The organism is Nocardia shimofusensis NBRC 100134 (assembly GCF_001613125.1).
In the GTDB taxonomy this organism is placed as follows: Bacteria; Actinomycetota; Actinomycetes; order Mycobacteriales; family Mycobacteriaceae; genus Nocardia; species Nocardia shimofusensis.
This window is the reverse complement of sequence record NZ_BDBT01000010.1, coordinates 71,557-88,871: the sequence shown is the minus strand read 5'-3', so window position 1 is coordinate 88,871 and position 17,315 is coordinate 71,557. Positions and strand designations below refer to the sequence as shown.

The window sequence follows — 17,315 nt, the reverse complement described above, 5'->3', positions numbered from 1 at the left end:
GTCACTGATCCTTTTCGGGGACGATCACCAGCAGCGGGCGCACCAGCTGCTGGGTGGGGGCGAGGGATTCGGCGAGGCGCTGCTCTTCGGCGATGCGGCGGGACAGCTTGTCCACCTTGGACTTCTGGCTGCCGAACAGGTCGAGCTGGTCGGCGGCGGCATACCACCGGTCGGCGCGGGCGCGCCACTGGGCGAGGCGTTCGGTGGCGGTGCGCTCCTGCTGGTCGAGGACGATGCTCATCGCCTGCGCGGCCTGGTCGACGGCGCGGGGGATGAGCGGGCGCAGGGATTCGACGTCGGCGAGCGGGCCGGGGTTGGCGGTGCCGGGCTTCAAACCGGTGTCGGTGAGCAGGAAGTCGAGATCCTGGTGGGTTTCGACCAGGGAGAACGACGGGTTGTCGGGGGCGGGGAAGACGACGGTGGCGAAGACGCGGGAGACGAGCTGGCCGCGCCGGTTCATGAGGGTGCCCATGAGCAGGACGGTGGGGGCGGGCAGGGCGCCGCGGATGGCGAAGACCTGGTTGCGGCCGAGGGCGCTGAGGGCGCGGTCGCCCGCCCAGTCGAGCACCGGGTGCAGGGGGCCGAGGAAGTGGGCTTCGGGCCAGGTGGTGTTGTCGACGCCCTTGCCCTGTTTGGCGGCGCGCAGCTGGGCGTCGCCGACCTGCGGGGTGGTGGCGAGCTTGAGGCGTTCGAGGACGCCGCCGTGCTGGAGGTAGTTCTGCGGGAGCTGGGCGAGGCGTTGTTTCAGGTCTTTCGGCGGGACGAGTTCGGCGATGCCGTGGTTGGCGTGGACGGTCCAGCCGACGCCGCCGGCGGAGGGGTCGGCGTGCGGGACGTCGTCGAAGGCGGCGTCGAGGGCTTCGCCGAGGAAGGTGATGTCGTCGGGGTAGAGGCTCTGGCGGGGGAGTTCGGGGAGGTCGGGGGTCTGCTCGTCGAGCATGTCGAGTTCGGCGAAGAAGGCGTCGATGTCGTCGCCGCCGAGCACGTCGTCGATGGCGCGGACCTCGTCGTCGAGGGTGGTTTTGCGGGCCAGCACGTCGCGGATGGCCGATTCCTCTTCGCTCACACTGTGTTTGCCCATGAGGGAGGCGACGTCGCCGAGGGCGGAGTGGGCCTCGTTCTCCTTCTCCAGCAGGCGGGAGAGGACGCGCAGGTCGCCGGAGAAGTCGGGGTCGGAGGGTTCGAGGACGAGGGAGGAGATGACCGGGGGTCGGCGCTGGCCGTAGCGGTCGATGCGGCCGTTGCGCTGTTCGATGCGGATCAGCGACCACGGGATGTCGTAGTGGATGAGGTGGTGGCACTGGGCGTGCAGGTTGACGCCCTCGGAGGCGACGTCGCCGGTGACCAGCACCCGGATGGGGGAGGTCTCCAGTTTGAACTTGTCGACGATCTCCTGCTGCTCGACGTCGGAGAGGCCGCCGTGCAGCATGACGACGTTCTCCTGCTTCAAGCCCAGGGCAGGCGGCAGTTGTTCGGTGAGCCATTTCAGGGTGGCGATGCGTTCGGCGAAGACCACGGCGCGCAGATCCGACTTCGGGCCGACGCCGATCTCTTTCAATCGCTCCACCAGTGCGGCCTGCTTGCCCGCGGCCTCGGTGAACGCCTTGTCGTTGAGGTCGGCGAGGGTGTTCAGGGCGTCGAGTTCGACGCGCTGTTCGGCAGTCGGCGAGCCCCTGAGCTTCGCACGGCGCTGGTCGATGGATTCGCGCAGCGCGGCGGGGGAGGAGAGGAACGCCTTGGCCAGCGTCCACGGGAACAGGGCCTTGGTCTCGCCGGAATACGGGGAGGAGCCGGACTCGGGATGCAGCCAGACCTGCGAGAGTTCGCGCGCCACAGCGTCTTCCGCTGCTGACGGCTGGACCAGGCGGTGCACGGGCTCGGCGCGTTCGGCCCAGTCGCTGCCGACCTCGGCGGCCACCTCGTCGTGGTGGCGGTGGCGGCGGATCAGCAGGGACTGCACGTCCTGCTTGTCGAACGAGCCGTCGGGGGCGACGGCGGTGGGGTCGAGCAGGCGCAGGAGTTCGGCGAAGGATTCCTCGCGGCCGTTGTGCGGGGTGGCCGAGGCGAGGATGAGGGCCTCGGTGTTGGGGGCCAGGACGCGGGCGAGTTCGTTGTTCTGGGTGCCGACGTTGGTGAGGTTGTGGGATTCGTCGATCACCACGGCGTCCCAGTGCTGGCGTTCGAGGTGGGCCTTGTAGCGGGGGCTCTTGAGGGTGTCGATGGAGATGATGGCGCGCTTGTAGTAGGTGAAGGGGTTGCGGGTGGCGGGCAGTTTCTGGCGGACCTTCTGGATGCCCGCGGAGTCCAGGCGCACGAACGGCAGCGCGAAGCGGCACCACAGTTCGTGCTGCATCTGCTCGAGCACGTGGCGCGGGGTGACGATGAGGATGCGTTCGCCGCGGCCCCGGCGCACCAGCTCGGAGAGGATCATGCCGATCTCGAGGGTCTTGCCCAGGCCCACCGCGTCGGCGAGCAGGATGCGCGGGCGGATCAGGCGGGGGTCCAGCGCCTTGGCGACGGCCGCGCGCTGGTAGCCGAGGGAGTCGGCGAGCATGCGGGTGGAGACGGTGAGGGTCTGGTCGCCGTAGGGGAAAGGGGTCTTGCGGAGCAGGGCTTCGAGCCAGAGGCGGGAGTCGCGGTAGCCGGAGGAGCCGTCGGCGACGATCTCGGCGGCGGCAGGGTCCTGCACCTCGATGTCGTCGAGGCTCGAATAGAACGTGGCATTGGTGTCGGCGACCAGCTCCGACAGGCCGCGCACCCGCAGCAGCCAGCCGTCGGAGCCCTGTTCGGCCGAGGTGACCAGCCATTCCTCGTCGCGGACCACCACGATCGAGCCGGGAGCGACAGTGAGGTCGGCACGAGGGTGCGCGGAGGTCATCGACAGGGCTCCTGCTGTGTGGGCGGTGGAACGAACCAACTTAGTACCGCTCGGGAGGGTCGCGTTGTTTCCCTGTGTCATCTGTTCGGACCATTGACCGGGCGCGGCGGCGTGTCGGGTGCGTGCCGTGCGGGGGTTCTCGGTGGGACGCGGGGGGAGATGCCGAGGGGCCGGTTGATCGCGGGCGGCCCCGATCGGCGCGCGGGTCAGCCGTTGTGCGGGTGGTAGGCGAGGATCGCGGCGTGGACGAAGCTGTGCGGGTAGTCGAGGGTGGCGCTCAGTTCGTCGGCGAGGGCGAGGCGGTTGCGGGCGGTGCCGCCGAAGGTGTCGAGCCGGTAACAGCTGCTGTGGGGCCCTAAATCCGGCGACCGACAAAAGCCATGAGCTGGTCGACGGGGTCGGTGCTGTCGGTGTGGGTGGGTGGGCCGAAGTGGCCGGAACTGCGGAGAACCGACTCGATGGGCCGCATGCTTTCCAGGAGCGTCCGGGCGTAGGCCGGGTCCAGGTCCGCGCGAATCGCGCTTGCGCGCGCCAGGTCCCATGAGTGCATGTAGATGTCGGAGGTGTAGATCCGGTCGATGACGTGCCCGAGGGGTTCTCCGGCAAAGGGTCCGTGGTGGACTGGCCGGGAGCGGATGTCGGGGTCTTCCAGCAGGGCCTGGACATCGCGTGCGCGCGCGGACCACCTCTGGGCGGGGGTGTCACCCGCGGCGAGGGGGAGGGTGACGTCGGCCCCGGCGGACAGGACGGGCGGAAGCCAGTCCAGGAGGTGGTCGACGATGTCATGGGCGCGCCATTCCTCGACGGGCGTGGGGGCGTCCCAGTCTGTAGTGGCGTCCGCGATGGACTGGAAGGTCGCGGCGAAGTCGAGGTGGCGGCGAGCTTCTTCGGTCATGACGTCGACTCCGATCAACGGGTTCCGGTCGAGTGCGTCGACCTCGGCGGTGGTCGAGAGCTGTCGGACGACAGACGCGCTGCCGGGCTCGGCATCTCCGGGTAGTTAAAGATTGTTACTAGTGACGCTAGCGCAGGGTAGTATCAATACGCAACTACGTGGAGGTGTGGTGATCACTCAGCGACGGTCGGACTGCCCCATCAACCGGGGGGTGGAGCTTCTCGGGGACCGTTGGAGCCTGGTGATTCTGCGTGACGTGGCGTTCTGTGACCATCGCAGCTTCCGTGAGCTGCTGACAGCGTCGCGTGAGGGGATCAGCCCGCCGATGCTGTCGCGGCGGTTGTCCCAGCTCGTGGAGACGGGCTTGCTGACGAAAGAATCCGCGCCGCGAGGGATTCAGGGCAGGTACTCCCTGACGGAGGCCGGCATCCAGCTCGTCCCGCTGCTGTTCGAGCTGGCCCGGGTGGGCCACCTGCTGGACCCCACGACATCGACAACCGAGCCTCGGTTCGAGGGATGGTATGGCGACCAGGACAAGATCCACGCCTACATGGACGAGTTGCGCGACTCCCATCTCACCTGACAGGCCGCGCGACAGTGCGTGGGCGCTGAGTGCCGCCTCGGAGGGCGATCTCTGCGCGCTCGATGCGCGAGTTCGATTGCACGACCTGCGTGCTCGTCCGCGGCGCGCTGTTAGCGTTTCGATGTGCCGATCGAACCGAGGAGGCGCCGACGTGTGGCACGACTTCGCCGAGCAGACCTTCGGCGCGACGCTGTACGACCCCGGGCACTATGGGGACGACCTTGATCGGCGATGGGAATCGGCCGAGGGGGCGCAGGCGTGGGTGCTCCAATGCCTCACGCAGGCTTCGGAATCCGGGTCGGTCGTGGTGCTCATGCCCTCGGCGGCCCTCGCGAACGCGCAGGCGCGGCCGTTGCGGTCGTCGCTGTTGCGCAGGGGAGTGTTGCGGGCGATCGTGACTCGGCTGGCGGCCGAGCGCGACCTGTGGGTGCTCGGTGAATCCGATGGTGAACGGCACGAGCATGTGCTGCTGCTGGACGCGAACGGGGATCGCGCGCTGGTGAGTTCGGTGTGGGAGGCGTTCCGGTCCGATCCGGCGCATCCGGAGGCGGCGCGGTATGTGGTGCGCGCTGTCGACAGGCTCGACGAGCGAGTCGATCTGAGCCCGGCCGACGCGCACACTCTCGAACTGGACCATTATCCGGCGCTGTGGAAGGCGCTCGTCGATGGGCCCGAGGATCGGCCGCCGGTGCTGGAACGCGCGGAGTCCGATGCGGCGGGTGGGGTCACGCTGGGGGAACTCGCCGAGGCCGGGATGGTCGTGTTCCATCAGTCTCCGCCGACCGTCGCCACCGCGGGCACTACGCCGATGTGGACGGCCAAGGACGTTCGGCTGGGGCGGGGGCCGTCCCGGCATGGCGACGGACAGGCGGCCGGGGCGGTGATCTGCCGGGCCGGGGATGTGGTGGTGATCGCCGAGGACGTGGTCGTGCGGGTGTGCGGCGAGGACGGTGCGCTGCTCGGGCCGGGCATCGAGTTGGTGCGCGTGGAGTCGGAAGCGCTCGTCCCGGATTTCCTCGCGGGAGTGCTGCGTGCGGCGATCGAGGCGCACGGCTCCGGTGGGACCGATCTCTATCAGGTGGAGGTGCCCCGCCTTTCGCCCTCCGACCAGCGCGAGTACGCGCGGGCCTTCGACCGGCTGCGTAAGCTCGAGGACGGCTGGCATCGGCGTCGTGCGGCCATCGAGCAGATGGTCCGCCTCGGGTATCTGGGTTTGGCGACCGCCCGATTGCGACCGGTGGACACCGGCGAATAGTGTTTCGGTTCGAGATTCACGGAGGTGGCCTGGTGCAGGTCGGTGGTCGTTACGACCTCATCCGGCAGGTCGGCGCCGGGGGGATGGGCGAGGTCTACGAAGGTTTCGACCACAACCTCAAGCGCCGGATCGCCGTGAAGTTCACCCACGCGAGCCTCGATTCCGACCCGGAGTGGACCAAACGCTTTCTGCGCGAAGCGGAATTGATGGCCGTGGTCGACCATCCGGGCACGCCCGCGATCTACGACGCCGGGATCACCGACACCGATCCGATCCGGCCCTACCTGGTGATGGAGTTCGTCGACGGGGTCGGCTTCGAGGATCTGCTCGCCCGCCGCGGACCGCTGCCGATCGGCATCGTCGCCGCGCTCGGCGCGCAGACCGCCGCCGTGCTGGCCGCCACCCACCGCCACCGCATCTACCACCGCGACCTCAAGCCGTCGAATCTGATGCTGTGCGGGAACGGGACGGTGAAAGTGCTGGACTTCGGCCTGGCCATTGCCCCCGACTCCGACCGCAGTCGCTTCACCAGCACCGGGCAGACGATCGGCACCCCCGCGTTCATGGCGCCCGAGCAGGTCGAATCCCGAGACGTGACGCCGCAGACCGACCTCTACGCACTGGGGCTGATCCTGCACGAACTGCTCACGGGCAAACGGGTGGTCACCGGGACGAACGCCTTCACCGTGTGGAACCACCAGATCTCCACCCCGGCACCCGACATCCGCGCCGAGCGCCCGGACATCCCGGCCGACATGGCCGGGCTGATCATGTGCATGCTCGAGAAGAAGCCGGAGAGCCGACCCGCGGGCGCGGCCGCCGTGCACGCGGTGCTGCTGCGGCACGCCACCGATGTCGCCGAGCTGATCGACGATGTGCACAGCCCGGCGCGGATGTACGCGCTGGCGGTCGGTGCGCCCGCGCGAGCACGAATGGCGCCCACGGTACTCGCGCCCGGCGCCTCGCCCGCCGGGGAGCGAACGGTTCAGGACATCGCGCCCGGTGACATCGCGCCCGGTGACATCGTGCCCGGTGAAATCGTGCCCTCCGACGAGCACACTCGCGGCGACCTGCATCGCGCGGTCGAGAAAGCCCGCCACCTCGCCGACGAATCCCGCTACCACCCGGCCGTGCGACATCTGCATCGCGCGGTCCACGCCGCCGTCCCCCTACTCGGCGCGCGCGACGCCGACGTGGTGGACGCCAGGATCCAGCTGGCCGGACTACGTTTCGAATCGCACGGCTACGCGGAGGCGAGCGAGCTCTACCAAGCCCTCATCGACGACCTCACCGCAGAACGCGGACCCTACGACGACCAGGTCATGCTCTGTCAGCGCCGCCTCGCCGAATGCGTGCTGCACCTCGGGCGCACCGGCGAAGCCGTCGACCGGTTCCAGCGGTTGAAGGCGCAGCTGGAAGCCAGGTTCGGGCCGGCGGATCGGCGGGTGGCGGAGGTGAGGGGGATTCTCGCCGATCTGCGGCGCTGAGGTCGCGTTCGAGCACGGAAGTAGCGTCGGCGACCGAGTTGCCTGAGACAAAATTCAGTATCGGATGCTGTGCTGGTAGCGCGGGTCGAATTGCTGCGAATATGACTGTATGGTTATAGTCTGCGGCCATGGTCTGGCAGATCAGTCTTCATCGGGAGGTCGAGACGTGGTACCTGGAGCTGTGTGCGCACGATGCGGGCACTGCGGACTTGATCGAGGAAGCGCTGGACTACCTGGCTGCTGAAGGGCCCGCGGCGGGTCGGCCGATGGTCGATCGAGTCAAAGGGAGCCGCTATCACAACATGAAAGAGCTGAGGCCTGCATCTACGGGCACATCCGAGGTTCGGATGCTCTTCGCATTCGACCCGGCTAGAGAGGCGATCGTCCTCGTGGCCGGTGACAAGCAGGGGAACTGGCGAGGGTGGTATCAGGAAACGATACCGTTGGCCGACAAGCGCTTCGCGGAGCATCTCGAGGCATTGAAGGAGCGATGATGAGCGCAGAGTTCGCCAAGTGGAGCGACGTCAAAGCGAAGGGGCGGGCGGTCGACCCCCGTTCCGCGGAAGAACGTGCTGCGGCGAAGTCCGTCGCCGCCGAACGGCACGCGGCTTACCTCCGTGGGCATCAGCTGGCCGAGATTCGCAAGGCCATCGGACTGACTCAGGCCGAGGTCGCAGAGCTTCTGGGATTCAGTCAGGCCAGAGTGTCGAAGATCGAGCGCGGGGAGATCTCGGGAATCGATACGATCCGAGCCTATATCGCCGCTCTGGGGGGATCTGTCGACGTCGTGGTCACGCTCGGTGACCGCTCGTGGAAGGTTGCCTGATCCGCCAGGTCAGGGGAGCCGGCGCCATGCCGTGGCGATCTGAACGTGCGTGCCGTGGTCGGCGATCTCGGACCAATCGGCCAGGTCGCCGAGGGGCAGGCTTGCGGCGGTGTGCCCGGTGACGGTGGTGTACCAGTCGCCTTGCGCTTGGCCGTAGGTGTCGATATTGAGTGCCGCCAGGTAGTGCGTGCCGATCGTGAAGCGGACTACGGCCCCGGATTCGAGACTCCGATGGTCCCCCTGCGGTGCGACCTGAGCCCAGTCGGCGGCGATCTCGAACGCGCGGACTCGAGTGGCGAGGTCGGGCCAGGTCATCACTTCATCGACCGAACCGCTCGTTGACGAGGTCGTCTCCCAGAATCTACCGCGGCGGACCGCGACATAGGTGTATCGACCGCCTCGGGTGAACCGGACCACCGAGCCGTCCGGCGGTTCGGGCGGGACCGGCCTCGGCGGGGGCGGCGGTACCGACGGTAGCGGCGCAAGGCGGCCGCGCATGGCTGTCAGGTCGTAGACGAGCGGATCAATCGACGCCGTCGATTCGGCCCGCGCTCGATCGTCATCTTCTCGATGGCGCGGATACTGAATCCGGCCCCCGACGAAGGAGAGACCGATGCGATACGCGTTTCTGATCCACAACGAGGAGCCGGCCGAGGGCGAGATCCCGGCGGAGGCGATCGAGGAGATGCAGCGGGCGTTCGGCGCGTACGGGCGCGCGTTGCAGGAGGCCGGTGTGCTGGTCGGCGCCGACATCCTCGCGTGCCAGGCGGCGACGACCACGGTGACGCGGCGCACCGGGTCGTTGCAGGTGCAGGACGGGCCGTTCGCGGCGACGAAGGAAGCGCTGGCCGGGGTGTTCGTCGTGGACGTGCCGGATCTGGACGCCGCGCTCGGGTGGGCGGAGAAGTGCCCGGCGGCGAGTTACGCGATGTTGGAGGTGCGGCCGGTCGCGACCTCGTGCATCGCCGGGGAATGGACGGCGTGACCGATGCGGCGTCGAGGGCCGCCGAGGCGGCCCGCACGTCCTACGGCCGGTTGCTGGCGCTGCTCGCGGCCCGCTGTGGTGATGTCACGACGGCCGAGGACGCGCTCGCCGACGCCTTCGAACGCGCGGTGCGCACCTGGCCGGTGGACGGCGTGCCTGCCAACCCGGACGCTTGGTTGCTGACCGTGGCGCGCAATCGCGTCCGCGATGTCACCGCGGGCGCGCCCGCGCGCCGCACCGTCACGCTCGACCCGCAGCGTCACGATCCCGGCCTGCTGGACCGGATCGATCCGGACGCGCTGGAGGACCGGCGGCTCGAGCTGATGTTCGTCTGCGCGCATCCGGCGATCGACCCCATGACCCGGACTCCGTTGATGCTCAACACCCTGCTCGGCTGCACGGCCGAACAGATCGGCCGGGCGTTCGCCGTGCCCAAGACGACGGTGGCGGCTCGGCTGACCAGGGCGAAGAAGCGAATCAGGCAGGCGCGCATTCCCTTCCGGGTGCCCGACCGCGCGGAGCTGCCCGCACGGGTCGATGCCGTCCTCGCCGCGGTCTACGGCGCCTTCGCCATCGACTGGCACAGCACCGGGCGGGAGCTGCACGAGTCGCTGACCGGCGAGGCGCTGTATCTGGCCGAAGTGCTCACGGAGGTGCTGCCCGACGATCCCGAAGCACACGGGCTCGCGGCTCTCATCGATCTGTGCACGGCTCGCGCACCCGCGCGTCGTGATGCCGACGGACGGTACGTTCCGTTGGAACTGCAGGACCGCGGACTGTGGGACGCCGCACTCGTCGCCCGGGGACACGCCCATCTGCGGCGCGCGCACTCGTTCGGCACGCTCGGTCGCTATCAGCTCGAAGCCGCTGTCCAAGCCGCCGAAGGCGCGGGGGCCGACCCGGCCGTCATCCTCGAGGCCCACCGCGCGCTGCATCGGCTCGCCCCCACGCTCGGCAGTGCGACCTCGCTCGCCGCCGCGACCGCCCGCGTCCACGGGCCCGCCGCGGGGCTGGAGATCCTGGACGCCGAAGTCGACGACCGGCGCTTCCAGCCTGCCTGGGCGGTCCGCGCTCATCTGTGCGCGTCGCTCGGCCGTGTGGAAGAAGCCCGCGTCGCGTACACCCGCGCGATCGATCTTTCACACGACGGCGCCGAACGGCGATTCCTCATCGAGGCGAGGGACGTGCTCGAACGGTACTGATCGCCGTGCGCGCGCCCCTGGCGCCGCTCTACAACATCGGCGGGGACGCCCGCGGACGCTCGTCAGCGATCCGCAACGCGCCCGCCGGTCGGCAGAGTGGCGGGCAGCGGCACCGGCGGTGGCGGCACGCGTCGAGTTGTCGACCTCGTCGAAGACATGGTGGGCTGAGGTAGACATGGTGGGCTGAGGAAGACATGGTGGGCTGAGGCCGATGGTGCTGGACCGTCAGAACGGTATGCCCGGCTGCATCGGCCCGCCGGGCGTCGGCGGCCCACCCGGCAGACCGGGCTCCACCGGGCCGAGCGGACCGTACCCGTCGGGGCCGTGCGGGCCGCCGTTTCCGTTCATGCACCATTCGGAGTAGCCCGTCTGGCCGTTGCTCCACCTGGCCATGCCGGAGTCGCCGTTCAGGCATTGCACAACATAGGGGCCCGTGTCCGGCGGCGGGGGCGATTGCTGGGATACCGGCTGGGCCACGCCCGCGGCGCCGGTCGCCACGGGCGGCGCGAGGGCCGCGGCGCCGGTGGCGGGGAGGATCAGCAGGGCGGTGAACGCCGACGCGGCGGCGATTCCGAGGTACCTACCGCTCATAGCGGCTCCTAGGTCTGGTTGCTGGCTGCCGGACTCAGGCTACCGCTGCTGCCGGGCGCCGCGCCGGAAAGCAATCAGATAGCTATCTCTGTTCCTCGTGGTGATCGTGGGCCCGCATCGCTGTGTAGAGATGGTGGCTGTAGACCTGGTAGCCGAGCATGGCCTGCACGTACCGCCGGTCGTCGGCCACGGACAGGGCTCGGTGCGCGGCCAGCCCGCGGACGGTGTCGAGGCGGTGCTTCAGTTCGTCGCGCAGAACGTTGCTCAGGAAGTCGGTCAGCTGTCGGCTCTCGCCGGATTCGATCGCGCGCTCGGCCAGCGGGATCACCGGACCGACCGACAGCCCAGCGGGTTTCAGTCCGGTGTAGGGGGCGCCTTCGCCGGCGCGGTGCAGTCGGACGACGGTTTCGAAGAACCAGAGTTCGGCGAGCTCGCGGGCGGCCTGAGCGCCGGTGTCGCGCAGCGGCATGACCCGGTCGAACGCCGCGCGGACCTCGGCTTCCGCTTCGGCGGGAACGAACGGCAGAACGCGGGTCACCTCGGCGGTGTCGAGTGCCTGTCGAGCCGCGGAAACGACGGGACCGTCGAGTGAGTCACAGTGCGGAGGCATACCGTTCCTCTCTTTCCGAGAGCTTTCCTCGACATCGACGCTAGGAGGGGACGTGCGGGCCGAGAAGGGCCGAAGGTCACCGCACCGGCGGTCGTCGGGCGGATCGCGCGGTGTACCCGGGGAACGGCCCCTGTCCGGGGGCCGAGTAGAGGGTGGACAGGTCGATGAGCAGCGGAGTTCGTGGATCCCCTGGCCCTCGCCGGCGGCGGTGCCGACGGCGCGGAGATTCTCGTCGAGTCCGCGCCGCGGTAACAGGCAAGCACCGTGCCGGTGGTGTCGAAACCCTTGGCAGCGATCAATTCCCGCGCCCGTTTCGAACGGTTGAGATGTCTCGAGGAATTCGATCGGTCACGCGCGCACGCGATGCTGCTCGAGCCGGCTCAGGATCGCCTGATTCGCCTCCCACCCATCGGGGAACTTGACCGGCACGCCGAGGTGCACCGGCTCGGCCGACGGGTGTGCGTCGAGGAGTTCGGGAATACCGGCCCGACCCACCATGATGCAGGCGTGCCGGTGGCGGGAGGCCAGCACGCACAGGCGCCCGGCCTCCAGGTGGAAGGCGCTCGCGTCGCGGCGGCCGGACAGTGGATGCAGCACCACGGTGACGTCGTACTCGCGCCCCTGCAGGCGGTTGGCCGTGTCGACGGTGACCGCTTCGGCGGGGGTGCCGCGCAGGGCCGTGCGGATGGCCTCGGCCTGGTCGCGGTGGGCGGTGCCGATGGCGACGCGGTCGATGGTGACGGTGTGGGTGCCCTGTTCGGAGTGCGCGGTGGGGGCGCGTTCGAGCAGGCGGCGGGTGATGTCGGCGACGGCGCGGATGGCCTCGCTGTCGGTGCGCAGGGCGTGGCGGGCGGGGAGTTCGTACCAGCCCCAGCCGTGGTCGGCGGCTTCGTCGAGGACGGCGTCGACGGGGGTGCGCAGGCCGCGGGCGGAGTAGGTGAGGGTGCGGGCGGCGGGGTCGGTGCCGGCGCGGAATTCGTTGAAAGGGTAGAAGGCGGCGGAGACGACGGGGGCGGCGGTGGCCGACAGGCGCCAGGAGACGGGCAGGCTGTGTGGGCGGATGTCGGGGTTGTTGGCGAGCATGACCGAGACGGCGCTGGTGGTGGGGTCCCAGGTCAGGCCCGCCCAGCGGCCGGTGTCGACGGTGGCGAAGGGGTCGAGCTGGCCGGGGTCGCCGACGAACAGGCCGCGGTCGAAGCGGTTGGCGATGCGCAGGAGCATGTCACTGCGCATCTGGTAGGCCTCGTCGATGATGGCGTGCTGCCACCGGCCTTCCTCGATGGTGGCCCATTTGGCGGCGGTGCCGATGACGACGGTGCGGTCGGCCAGGTCGGTGACCTTCTGCGCCACGGTCACATTCGGGCGGGTGATGCGCTCCGACGGCAGGTAGCCGGCCGCCGAGACGCGGCCGATGGCGAGGCCGGGGTCGGCGATGGCGAGGCGTTCGATGAGGTCGTCGACCTGTTCGTTGGTCTGGGCGACGATCATGTGCTGCTCGCCGGATTCGGCGAGCTGGCGGGCGGCCTTGACCACGAGGGTGGATTTGCCCGCGCCGGGCGGGGAGTCGACGACGATGGCCCGGTTGGTGGAGGTGGCGAGGTCGGTGAGGATGCCCGCGACGGCGGTGTCGGCGGCGCGGGCGGTGTCGGTGGTCATCACAGTTCCTCGAAGGTGTCCGCGGTGGGCACCCATTCCGGCGGCGGGCCGCCGTGGGTCCAGGGAGTTTCCTCACGGGTGGGCAGTTTCGGGGGGCGCGACGAGCCGCCGGGAGTGAAGCGGGCGAAGCCGATGCCTGTGTCGAGTTCGGGGACGGTGCCGGGGTCGGGAACGAGTTTGCGGCCCATGCCGCCGGACAGTTCCAGCGCGATGGTGTCGCCGTCGACCTCGAGGACGGTGCCGGACTGCTTGGGATGGTTGATATTGCAGAGCTTTTCGCCGGGGACGGCGGTGAAGGGATCGCTGGTCCGGACCCGCAGATGGGGGCGCAGGACTTTGCGGGAGCCCTTGGCTTCGGTGCGGGTGGGCTTGACGTCGACCACGGTGCCGGTGAAAGCCGTTCCGGCCAAACGGTGTTCGAGCATGACGCGGGGGTCGTCGAAGGCGCGTTCGGCATCGTAGCGTTCGAGGGCGCGTTCGCGGTCGAGCAGGCGGCGGGCGGCCGAGACCGCGGAGTCGCGTCGGGGTTGCGGGGTGCCTTCGGGGATGGTGTCGAGGAAGTAGGAGAAGGCGGCGATGTCGTCGGACCAGCGGCCTTCGGTGTGCGGGGCGGAGGGCAGGGCGCGCAGCAGCGACATGCCCTGCCACATCAGTTGCCAGGTGGGTTCGATCTGTTTGTGCAGGGCGCGTTCGATGCGCTGGACCGCGACCGAGCGCGCGGACTCGTCGATCGCCTCGTCGTAGGAGGCGATCAGCGGTGCGAGTTCCTCGTTGTCGAAGCCGGGGTCGGTGACGGGGCCCGCGGGCGGGACCGAGAGCGGGTCCTCGGCGCGGGCGGCGGCTTCTTGACCGGTGCGGCCGGGCGGGGGCGCGATCCAGCCGAGCAGTGCGGCGAGATTGGCGTCCTCGAGCGGGGATTGGCCGCTGGCCCAGTGCGCGGACAGCACCGAGGTCATGGGCAGCGCGACGCTGGAGCCGGGGTGCTCGGCGCGGTCACGGAACCAGGTGAGCCAGCGGCCGAGCAGGGGGATGGAGGCGGGGACGGGATTGTCGCCGTCGGTGCGGTGGAAGCGCACCGAGCGGCCGAGCAGGCCGAGGAATTCGATGCCGCCGGTATTGGGCACCCACAGTTGTGGGGCGTCCAGGCAGCGCAGGTAGGTCTCGCCCGCTTTGTTGGTGCGTTCCTCGGTTTCGAGGGTGTGCCCGGTGATGTAGGGCAGCAGGATGTCGGCGAGGTCGGCGATGAAGCGCAGGCGCAGGACGCGGTCGCGGGGTTGGGGGACGATCAGCAGGCGCGGGGTCGCGGGGGTCGAGCCGATCATGATCGCCAGGGGCGCGGCGGCCTCACCGGCGAGCTTGAGCGGGATCATGACCAGCGGGCGGTCGGAGAGGTGGGTGTGGCAGAGGTCGGCGATCGGCTGGGCGCGCCCGGCCCGCATCGCTTCCATGCGGGCCAGCGCGGTCAGCACGCTCATCCGGCGATCTCCAGGCGCAGCCGGTGCGCCTGCCGCAGGACCTCGGTGATGTCGGCGAATTCCTCGCCCAGTTCCAGCGATCCCTCGGCCAGGGACAAGACCACGTCGATGTTGTCCAGGCCGCCGAGGTCGTCGCAGACGGTGCGGCCGAGCACGTCGACGCAGCCCTGGGAGCGGGCCTCGTCGCGGCAGGCGAAGGCCAGTTCGCAGGTCGACATGCAGTCGGGGGCGTAGCGGGCGGGGATGTCGGCGAGGGTGTCGGCGAGTTGATCACCGAGGGCGAAACTGGCGTCCTCGGGCAGGGTTCGGACCAGCTGGTCGATCGAGGTGAGGCGGGAGAGCTGGCGGGAGACCACCGCGATCTGTTTGCGCAGATCGACCAATTCGGCGGTCGGACGGTTGCTGAAATCCGTGGTGCACACCAGGATCACATTGTGCGAGACCAGTTTCTCCGGGTCCGCGCCGATCTCGCGCATCAGCTCGCGCAGCGCGATCACGTAGACCGCGGACTGGCGCGCGGCGGCGGCGACCTGGGCCGGATCGGCCTGGCCGTCGACGACCGGGAACGACTTGATCTCCACGACGTGGAACTGGCCGCCGAGGCGCAGCGCCACCACATCCGGTTCCAGATACGCGGTGGCTCCGGCGATTTCCAGGCGCAGCATCGGGTGGTCGAACAGCGTGCCCTCGCCGGAATCCACGGCCTGCTCGAACAGCTGGCGGGTGCGGCGGTAGCGGATGGCGTTGGAGGTGTTGTCGCCGACGGCCTCGAGGTTGTGGTAGGCGACCTCGGGAATGGTCAGGTCCAGCCGCTCGCGCAGCAGCGCGAGCAGATCGGCGCAGCCGTTGGCCTTGACCATCGCCTCGAAGGCGTTGCCTCGGGTGATCGCGAACTGGGACTGGCCGAAGGTCGGCGGGAAGCCGAGATGGCGTGCGACGGCGGCCTTGTCGACCGCCGCGGCGTCGAGCAGCGCGCGCCGGGTGCACCCGGGATTCGCCGTCAACGCCGCGATCGTCCTGGCGTTGTGACGGCACGCCGGCGCCGCACCACGCAGTTCGTCCAGCCGTGCCGAAAGTGTGTTCATCCCACCTCTTTCCGTCGCGTGTCGGCCATGTCGGCCTGCCTGTCGGCGATGCCCAGACGAACTCCGAACAGCTGGGCGGTGTGATCGAGTCGATTGTTCGCCCGTTGCGCGGCCTCGGCGCGCCGGGCCGCGTCCTCGGCCTGGTGGACGGACAGTTCGCGCGTCGCGCAGTCGATGACGTCCGCGTGGTCGATGGTGTCGGGGCCACCGCGCACGCCGGGGATCGAGATCGCCAGCTTCCACAGCACGCGCTGGGCGCGGCGGTCGGTGGACGGTTGCGCGGCCATGTGTTCGGCGAGCCGGATCGTGCAGTTCAGCAGGTCTACTCGCGGACTGAGCGGGCCGATCATGCGCTTGTCCAGCGGCCAGGTGCTGACCGCGAGCAGGCCGCGCGCGGGCGCCAGCAGGTCGGTGGTGAGCGCCGAGCAGATGTAATACGGGCGGGCCTGCGGGGCGGAGCGAAACGAGCGCTCCTCGTCGCGGCGCAGGCTGGTCAGGCGGGCGGGGATCAGTTCACCGGAGAAGAACGCCTCGTGGACGCCGAGCACCAGTTTCGGTGTGGCGGGGGCGCCGAGCAGGGTCAGGGCGCGGTGCACGTGTTCGCGGACCGGGACGGCCGGCGCGGGCTCGACGGGCTCGTCCTCGAGTTCGATACCGAGAACCGCGTCTTCCCAGGCGTTCTCGGCCTGCCGGAGTTCGGCGCGCAGTTGCCGGGCGCCGACGCGGTCACCGGCGGACACCGCGCGCCGGACGGAGGCGCGCAATTCCGCGATGCGGTCCTCCAATTGCTGGGCGGTGTCTGGCACGAGGCGAGATTATCCAGATATTCCAGTGAAGTCCAGTATTTGCCAGTGTTCTCATGTTTCGAACATATGTTCCCATCTTGTCGTCGGACTTTGCTGGGCGCCGTGAGTTGTCGTATCCCCGAGTTCGGTCGAATCGACACTGGCGCAACACCGTTCGGACGCATAACCTCTGGCGCGCGAGTTTGTTTCATCGAAGGGGTGTGTATGAGAAAGTCCGTCGCCGCTGTCGTGCTGGTGGCCGCATTGCTGGGGCCCGCGGCGAATGCGGGGGCTCAGGCGATGCAGGTCTCGCCGGTCGCGGTGCCCGCGGGATCGTCGTCCACGGGGTCGGCGGAGGTGCTCGATCCACTGCTGTGCGCGCCGGTGATCGGCACCATCATCCAGGCGCTCGGTTACAACCCGTACGGGCCGTTGCTCGGGCAGATCTGCGCGATGCGCTGAGGTCGGGCGGCCGTGCTCGCGGGCTCGTCGCGAGCACGGCCGTTGTATCGGGGATTTCCCGCGCTACCCGCAGCCGATTCCGTTGCCGTCGCGATCGAGACCGTAATCGTCGGGGCCGATGACTCGGACGGGCCCGGTGTAGACCGGGCCGTCGCCGGAGCCGTTCTCGCAATCGACGTCACTGGTGATGGGCAAGCAGGGGTCGTAGGAGGGGTGGCAAGCCTGGGTTTCCGGCGGCGTGGATTCGGGCGGCGGCGGCGCTGGGCAGAACTGGGCCGATCCGCTGGCACAGAGCAAGTCGGTGAACGGATCGGCGGAAGCGGTGATGGGGGCGATGAAGGCGATGGCTGTGACCGCGCAGGAGGTGACGCCGAGAATCGCTGAAGTACGCATGGTGGGGCCTCGGTTCGAGGGGGTTCTGGTCGACGCTATTTTCTGGCTAGTTTCATATGGTACGACTTGGTGCGGGGGACTGCGAGGCGTATTTGTCGATGACCACCGGCATCCGGCAGTCCTCCGTCGGCGCGATCAACCCGTCTC

The 17,315-nt window shown here is 69.3% G+C and carries 18 protein-coding genes; 8 read left to right on the top strand and 10 right to left on the bottom strand.

Translation table 11 applies throughout. From position 1 onward, the window contains the following. Position 1: 1 nt before the first annotated feature. Positions 2–2,878, bottom strand: coding sequence for a helicase-related protein (locus tag NS3_RS13440; RefSeq protein ID WP_067859114.1), 2,877 nt, complete (start codon positions 2,876–2,878; stop codon positions 2–4). Between the two features lie 355 nt (positions 2,879–3,233). After that, a complete protein-coding gene (locus NS3_RS13435; protein ID WP_084495508.1) occupies positions 3,234–3,773 on the bottom strand; it encodes a DinB family protein in 540 nt (179 codons plus the stop codon). Between the two features lie 211 nt (positions 3,774–3,984). On the opposite strand from NS3_RS13435, the gene NS3_RS13430 reads away from it, so the two are divergent. The 5 genes from NS3_RS13430 to NS3_RS13410 all read left to right on the top strand — a co-directional run bounded on the left by NS3_RS13430 (position 3,985) and on the right by NS3_RS13410 (position 7,924). Beyond that, positions 3,985–4,356: a winged helix-turn-helix transcriptional regulator gene (locus NS3_RS13430; protein WP_245649598.1), complete on the top strand. Its 372-nt coding sequence runs from the start codon at positions 3,985–3,987 to the stop codon at positions 4,354–4,356. 151 nt (positions 4,357–4,507) lie between these two features. Next, positions 4,508–5,611, top strand: a complete 1,104-nt coding sequence (locus NS3_RS13425; RefSeq protein ID WP_067859108.1) for a hypothetical protein — start codon at positions 4,508–4,510, stop codon at positions 5,609–5,611. A 32-nt stretch (positions 5,612–5,643) separates the two neighbouring features. Further along, positions 5,644–7,098 (top strand): serine/threonine-protein kinase, encoded by a 1,455-nt coding sequence (locus NS3_RS13420; protein ID WP_067859494.1) that lies wholly within the window; start codon positions 5,644–5,646, stop codon positions 7,096–7,098. A gap of 128 nt (positions 7,099–7,226) precedes the next feature. Next, positions 7,227–7,592, top strand: a complete 366-nt coding sequence (locus NS3_RS13415) for a type II toxin-antitoxin system RelE/ParE family toxin (RefSeq protein ID WP_067859105.1) — start codon at positions 7,227–7,229, stop codon at positions 7,590–7,592. Continuing rightward, a complete protein-coding gene (locus tag NS3_RS13410; RefSeq protein WP_067859102.1) occupies positions 7,592–7,924 on the top strand; it encodes a helix-turn-helix domain-containing protein in 333 nt (110 codons plus the stop codon). The genes NS3_RS13415 and NS3_RS13410 overlap by 1 nt, the downstream gene beginning before the upstream one ends. A gap of 9 nt (positions 7,925–7,933) precedes the next feature. Here the strand turns inward: NS3_RS13410 and NS3_RS13405 are convergent, their stop codons facing one another. Next, a complete protein-coding gene (locus tag NS3_RS13405; protein ID WP_067859099.1) occupies positions 7,934–8,239 on the bottom strand; it encodes a hypothetical protein in 306 nt (101 codons plus the stop codon). A gap of 298 nt (positions 8,240–8,537) precedes the next feature. Between NS3_RS13405 and NS3_RS13400 the strand changes: the two genes are divergently transcribed. Both NS3_RS13400 and NS3_RS13395 read left to right on the top strand, forming a co-directional pair. Beyond that, positions 8,538–8,909, top strand: coding sequence for a YciI family protein (locus NS3_RS13400; RefSeq protein ID WP_067859097.1), 372 nt, complete (start codon positions 8,538–8,540; stop codon positions 8,907–8,909). Continuing rightward, positions 8,897–10,111 (top strand): RNA polymerase sigma factor, encoded by a 1,215-nt coding sequence (locus tag NS3_RS13395; RefSeq protein WP_067859095.1) that lies wholly within the window; start codon positions 8,897–8,899, stop codon positions 10,109–10,111. Before NS3_RS13400 ends, NS3_RS13395 begins: the two co-directional genes overlap by 13 nt. Positions 10,112–10,336: 225 nt before the next feature. Here the strand turns inward: NS3_RS13395 and NS3_RS13390 are convergent, their stop codons facing one another. From NS3_RS13390 to NS3_RS13365, 6 genes are all read right to left on the bottom strand, one after another. Further along, positions 10,337–10,702, bottom strand: coding sequence for a hypothetical protein (locus tag NS3_RS13390; protein ID WP_067859093.1), 366 nt, complete (start codon positions 10,700–10,702; stop codon positions 10,337–10,339). Between the two features lie 82 nt (positions 10,703–10,784). After that, positions 10,785–11,312 carry a DUF6448 family protein gene (locus NS3_RS13385; protein WP_067859090.1) on the bottom strand — a complete coding sequence of 176 codons (528 nt, stop codon included), beginning with the start codon at positions 11,310–11,312 and terminating at the stop codon, positions 10,785–10,787. Between the two features lie 348 nt (positions 11,313–11,660). After that, a complete protein-coding gene (locus NS3_RS13380; RefSeq protein WP_067859088.1) occupies positions 11,661–12,968 on the bottom strand; it encodes an AAA domain-containing protein in 1,308 nt (435 codons plus the stop codon). Next, positions 12,968–14,443 (bottom strand): hypothetical protein, encoded by a 1,476-nt coding sequence (locus tag NS3_RS13375; RefSeq protein WP_067859084.1) that lies wholly within the window; start codon positions 14,441–14,443, stop codon positions 12,968–12,970. Before NS3_RS13375 ends, NS3_RS13380 begins: the two co-directional genes overlap by 1 nt. After that, a complete protein-coding gene (locus NS3_RS13370) occupies positions 14,440–15,528 on the bottom strand; it encodes a hypothetical protein (protein ID WP_067859081.1) in 1,089 nt (362 codons plus the stop codon). Before NS3_RS13370 ends, NS3_RS13375 begins: the two co-directional genes overlap by 4 nt. Further along, on the bottom strand, positions 15,525–16,334 hold the full coding sequence (locus tag NS3_RS13365) for a hypothetical protein (protein WP_067859079.1): 810 nt from the start codon (positions 16,332–16,334) through the stop codon (positions 15,525–15,527). Before NS3_RS13365 ends, NS3_RS13370 begins: the two co-directional genes overlap by 4 nt. Positions 16,335–16,538: 204 nt before the next feature. Here NS3_RS13365 and NS3_RS13360 point away from each other — a divergent pair, with 204 nt between their 5' ends. Continuing rightward, positions 16,539–16,775, top strand: a complete 237-nt coding sequence (locus NS3_RS13360) for a hypothetical protein (protein WP_067859076.1) — start codon at positions 16,539–16,541, stop codon at positions 16,773–16,775. Between the two features lie 63 nt (positions 16,776–16,838). Here NS3_RS13360 and NS3_RS13355 read toward each other — a convergent pair whose 3' ends face one another. Continuing rightward, on the bottom strand, positions 16,839–17,168 hold the full coding sequence (locus tag NS3_RS13355) for a hypothetical protein (RefSeq protein ID WP_067859073.1): 330 nt from the start codon (positions 17,166–17,168) through the stop codon (positions 16,839–16,841). Positions 17,169–17,315 lie beyond the last annotated feature (147 nt).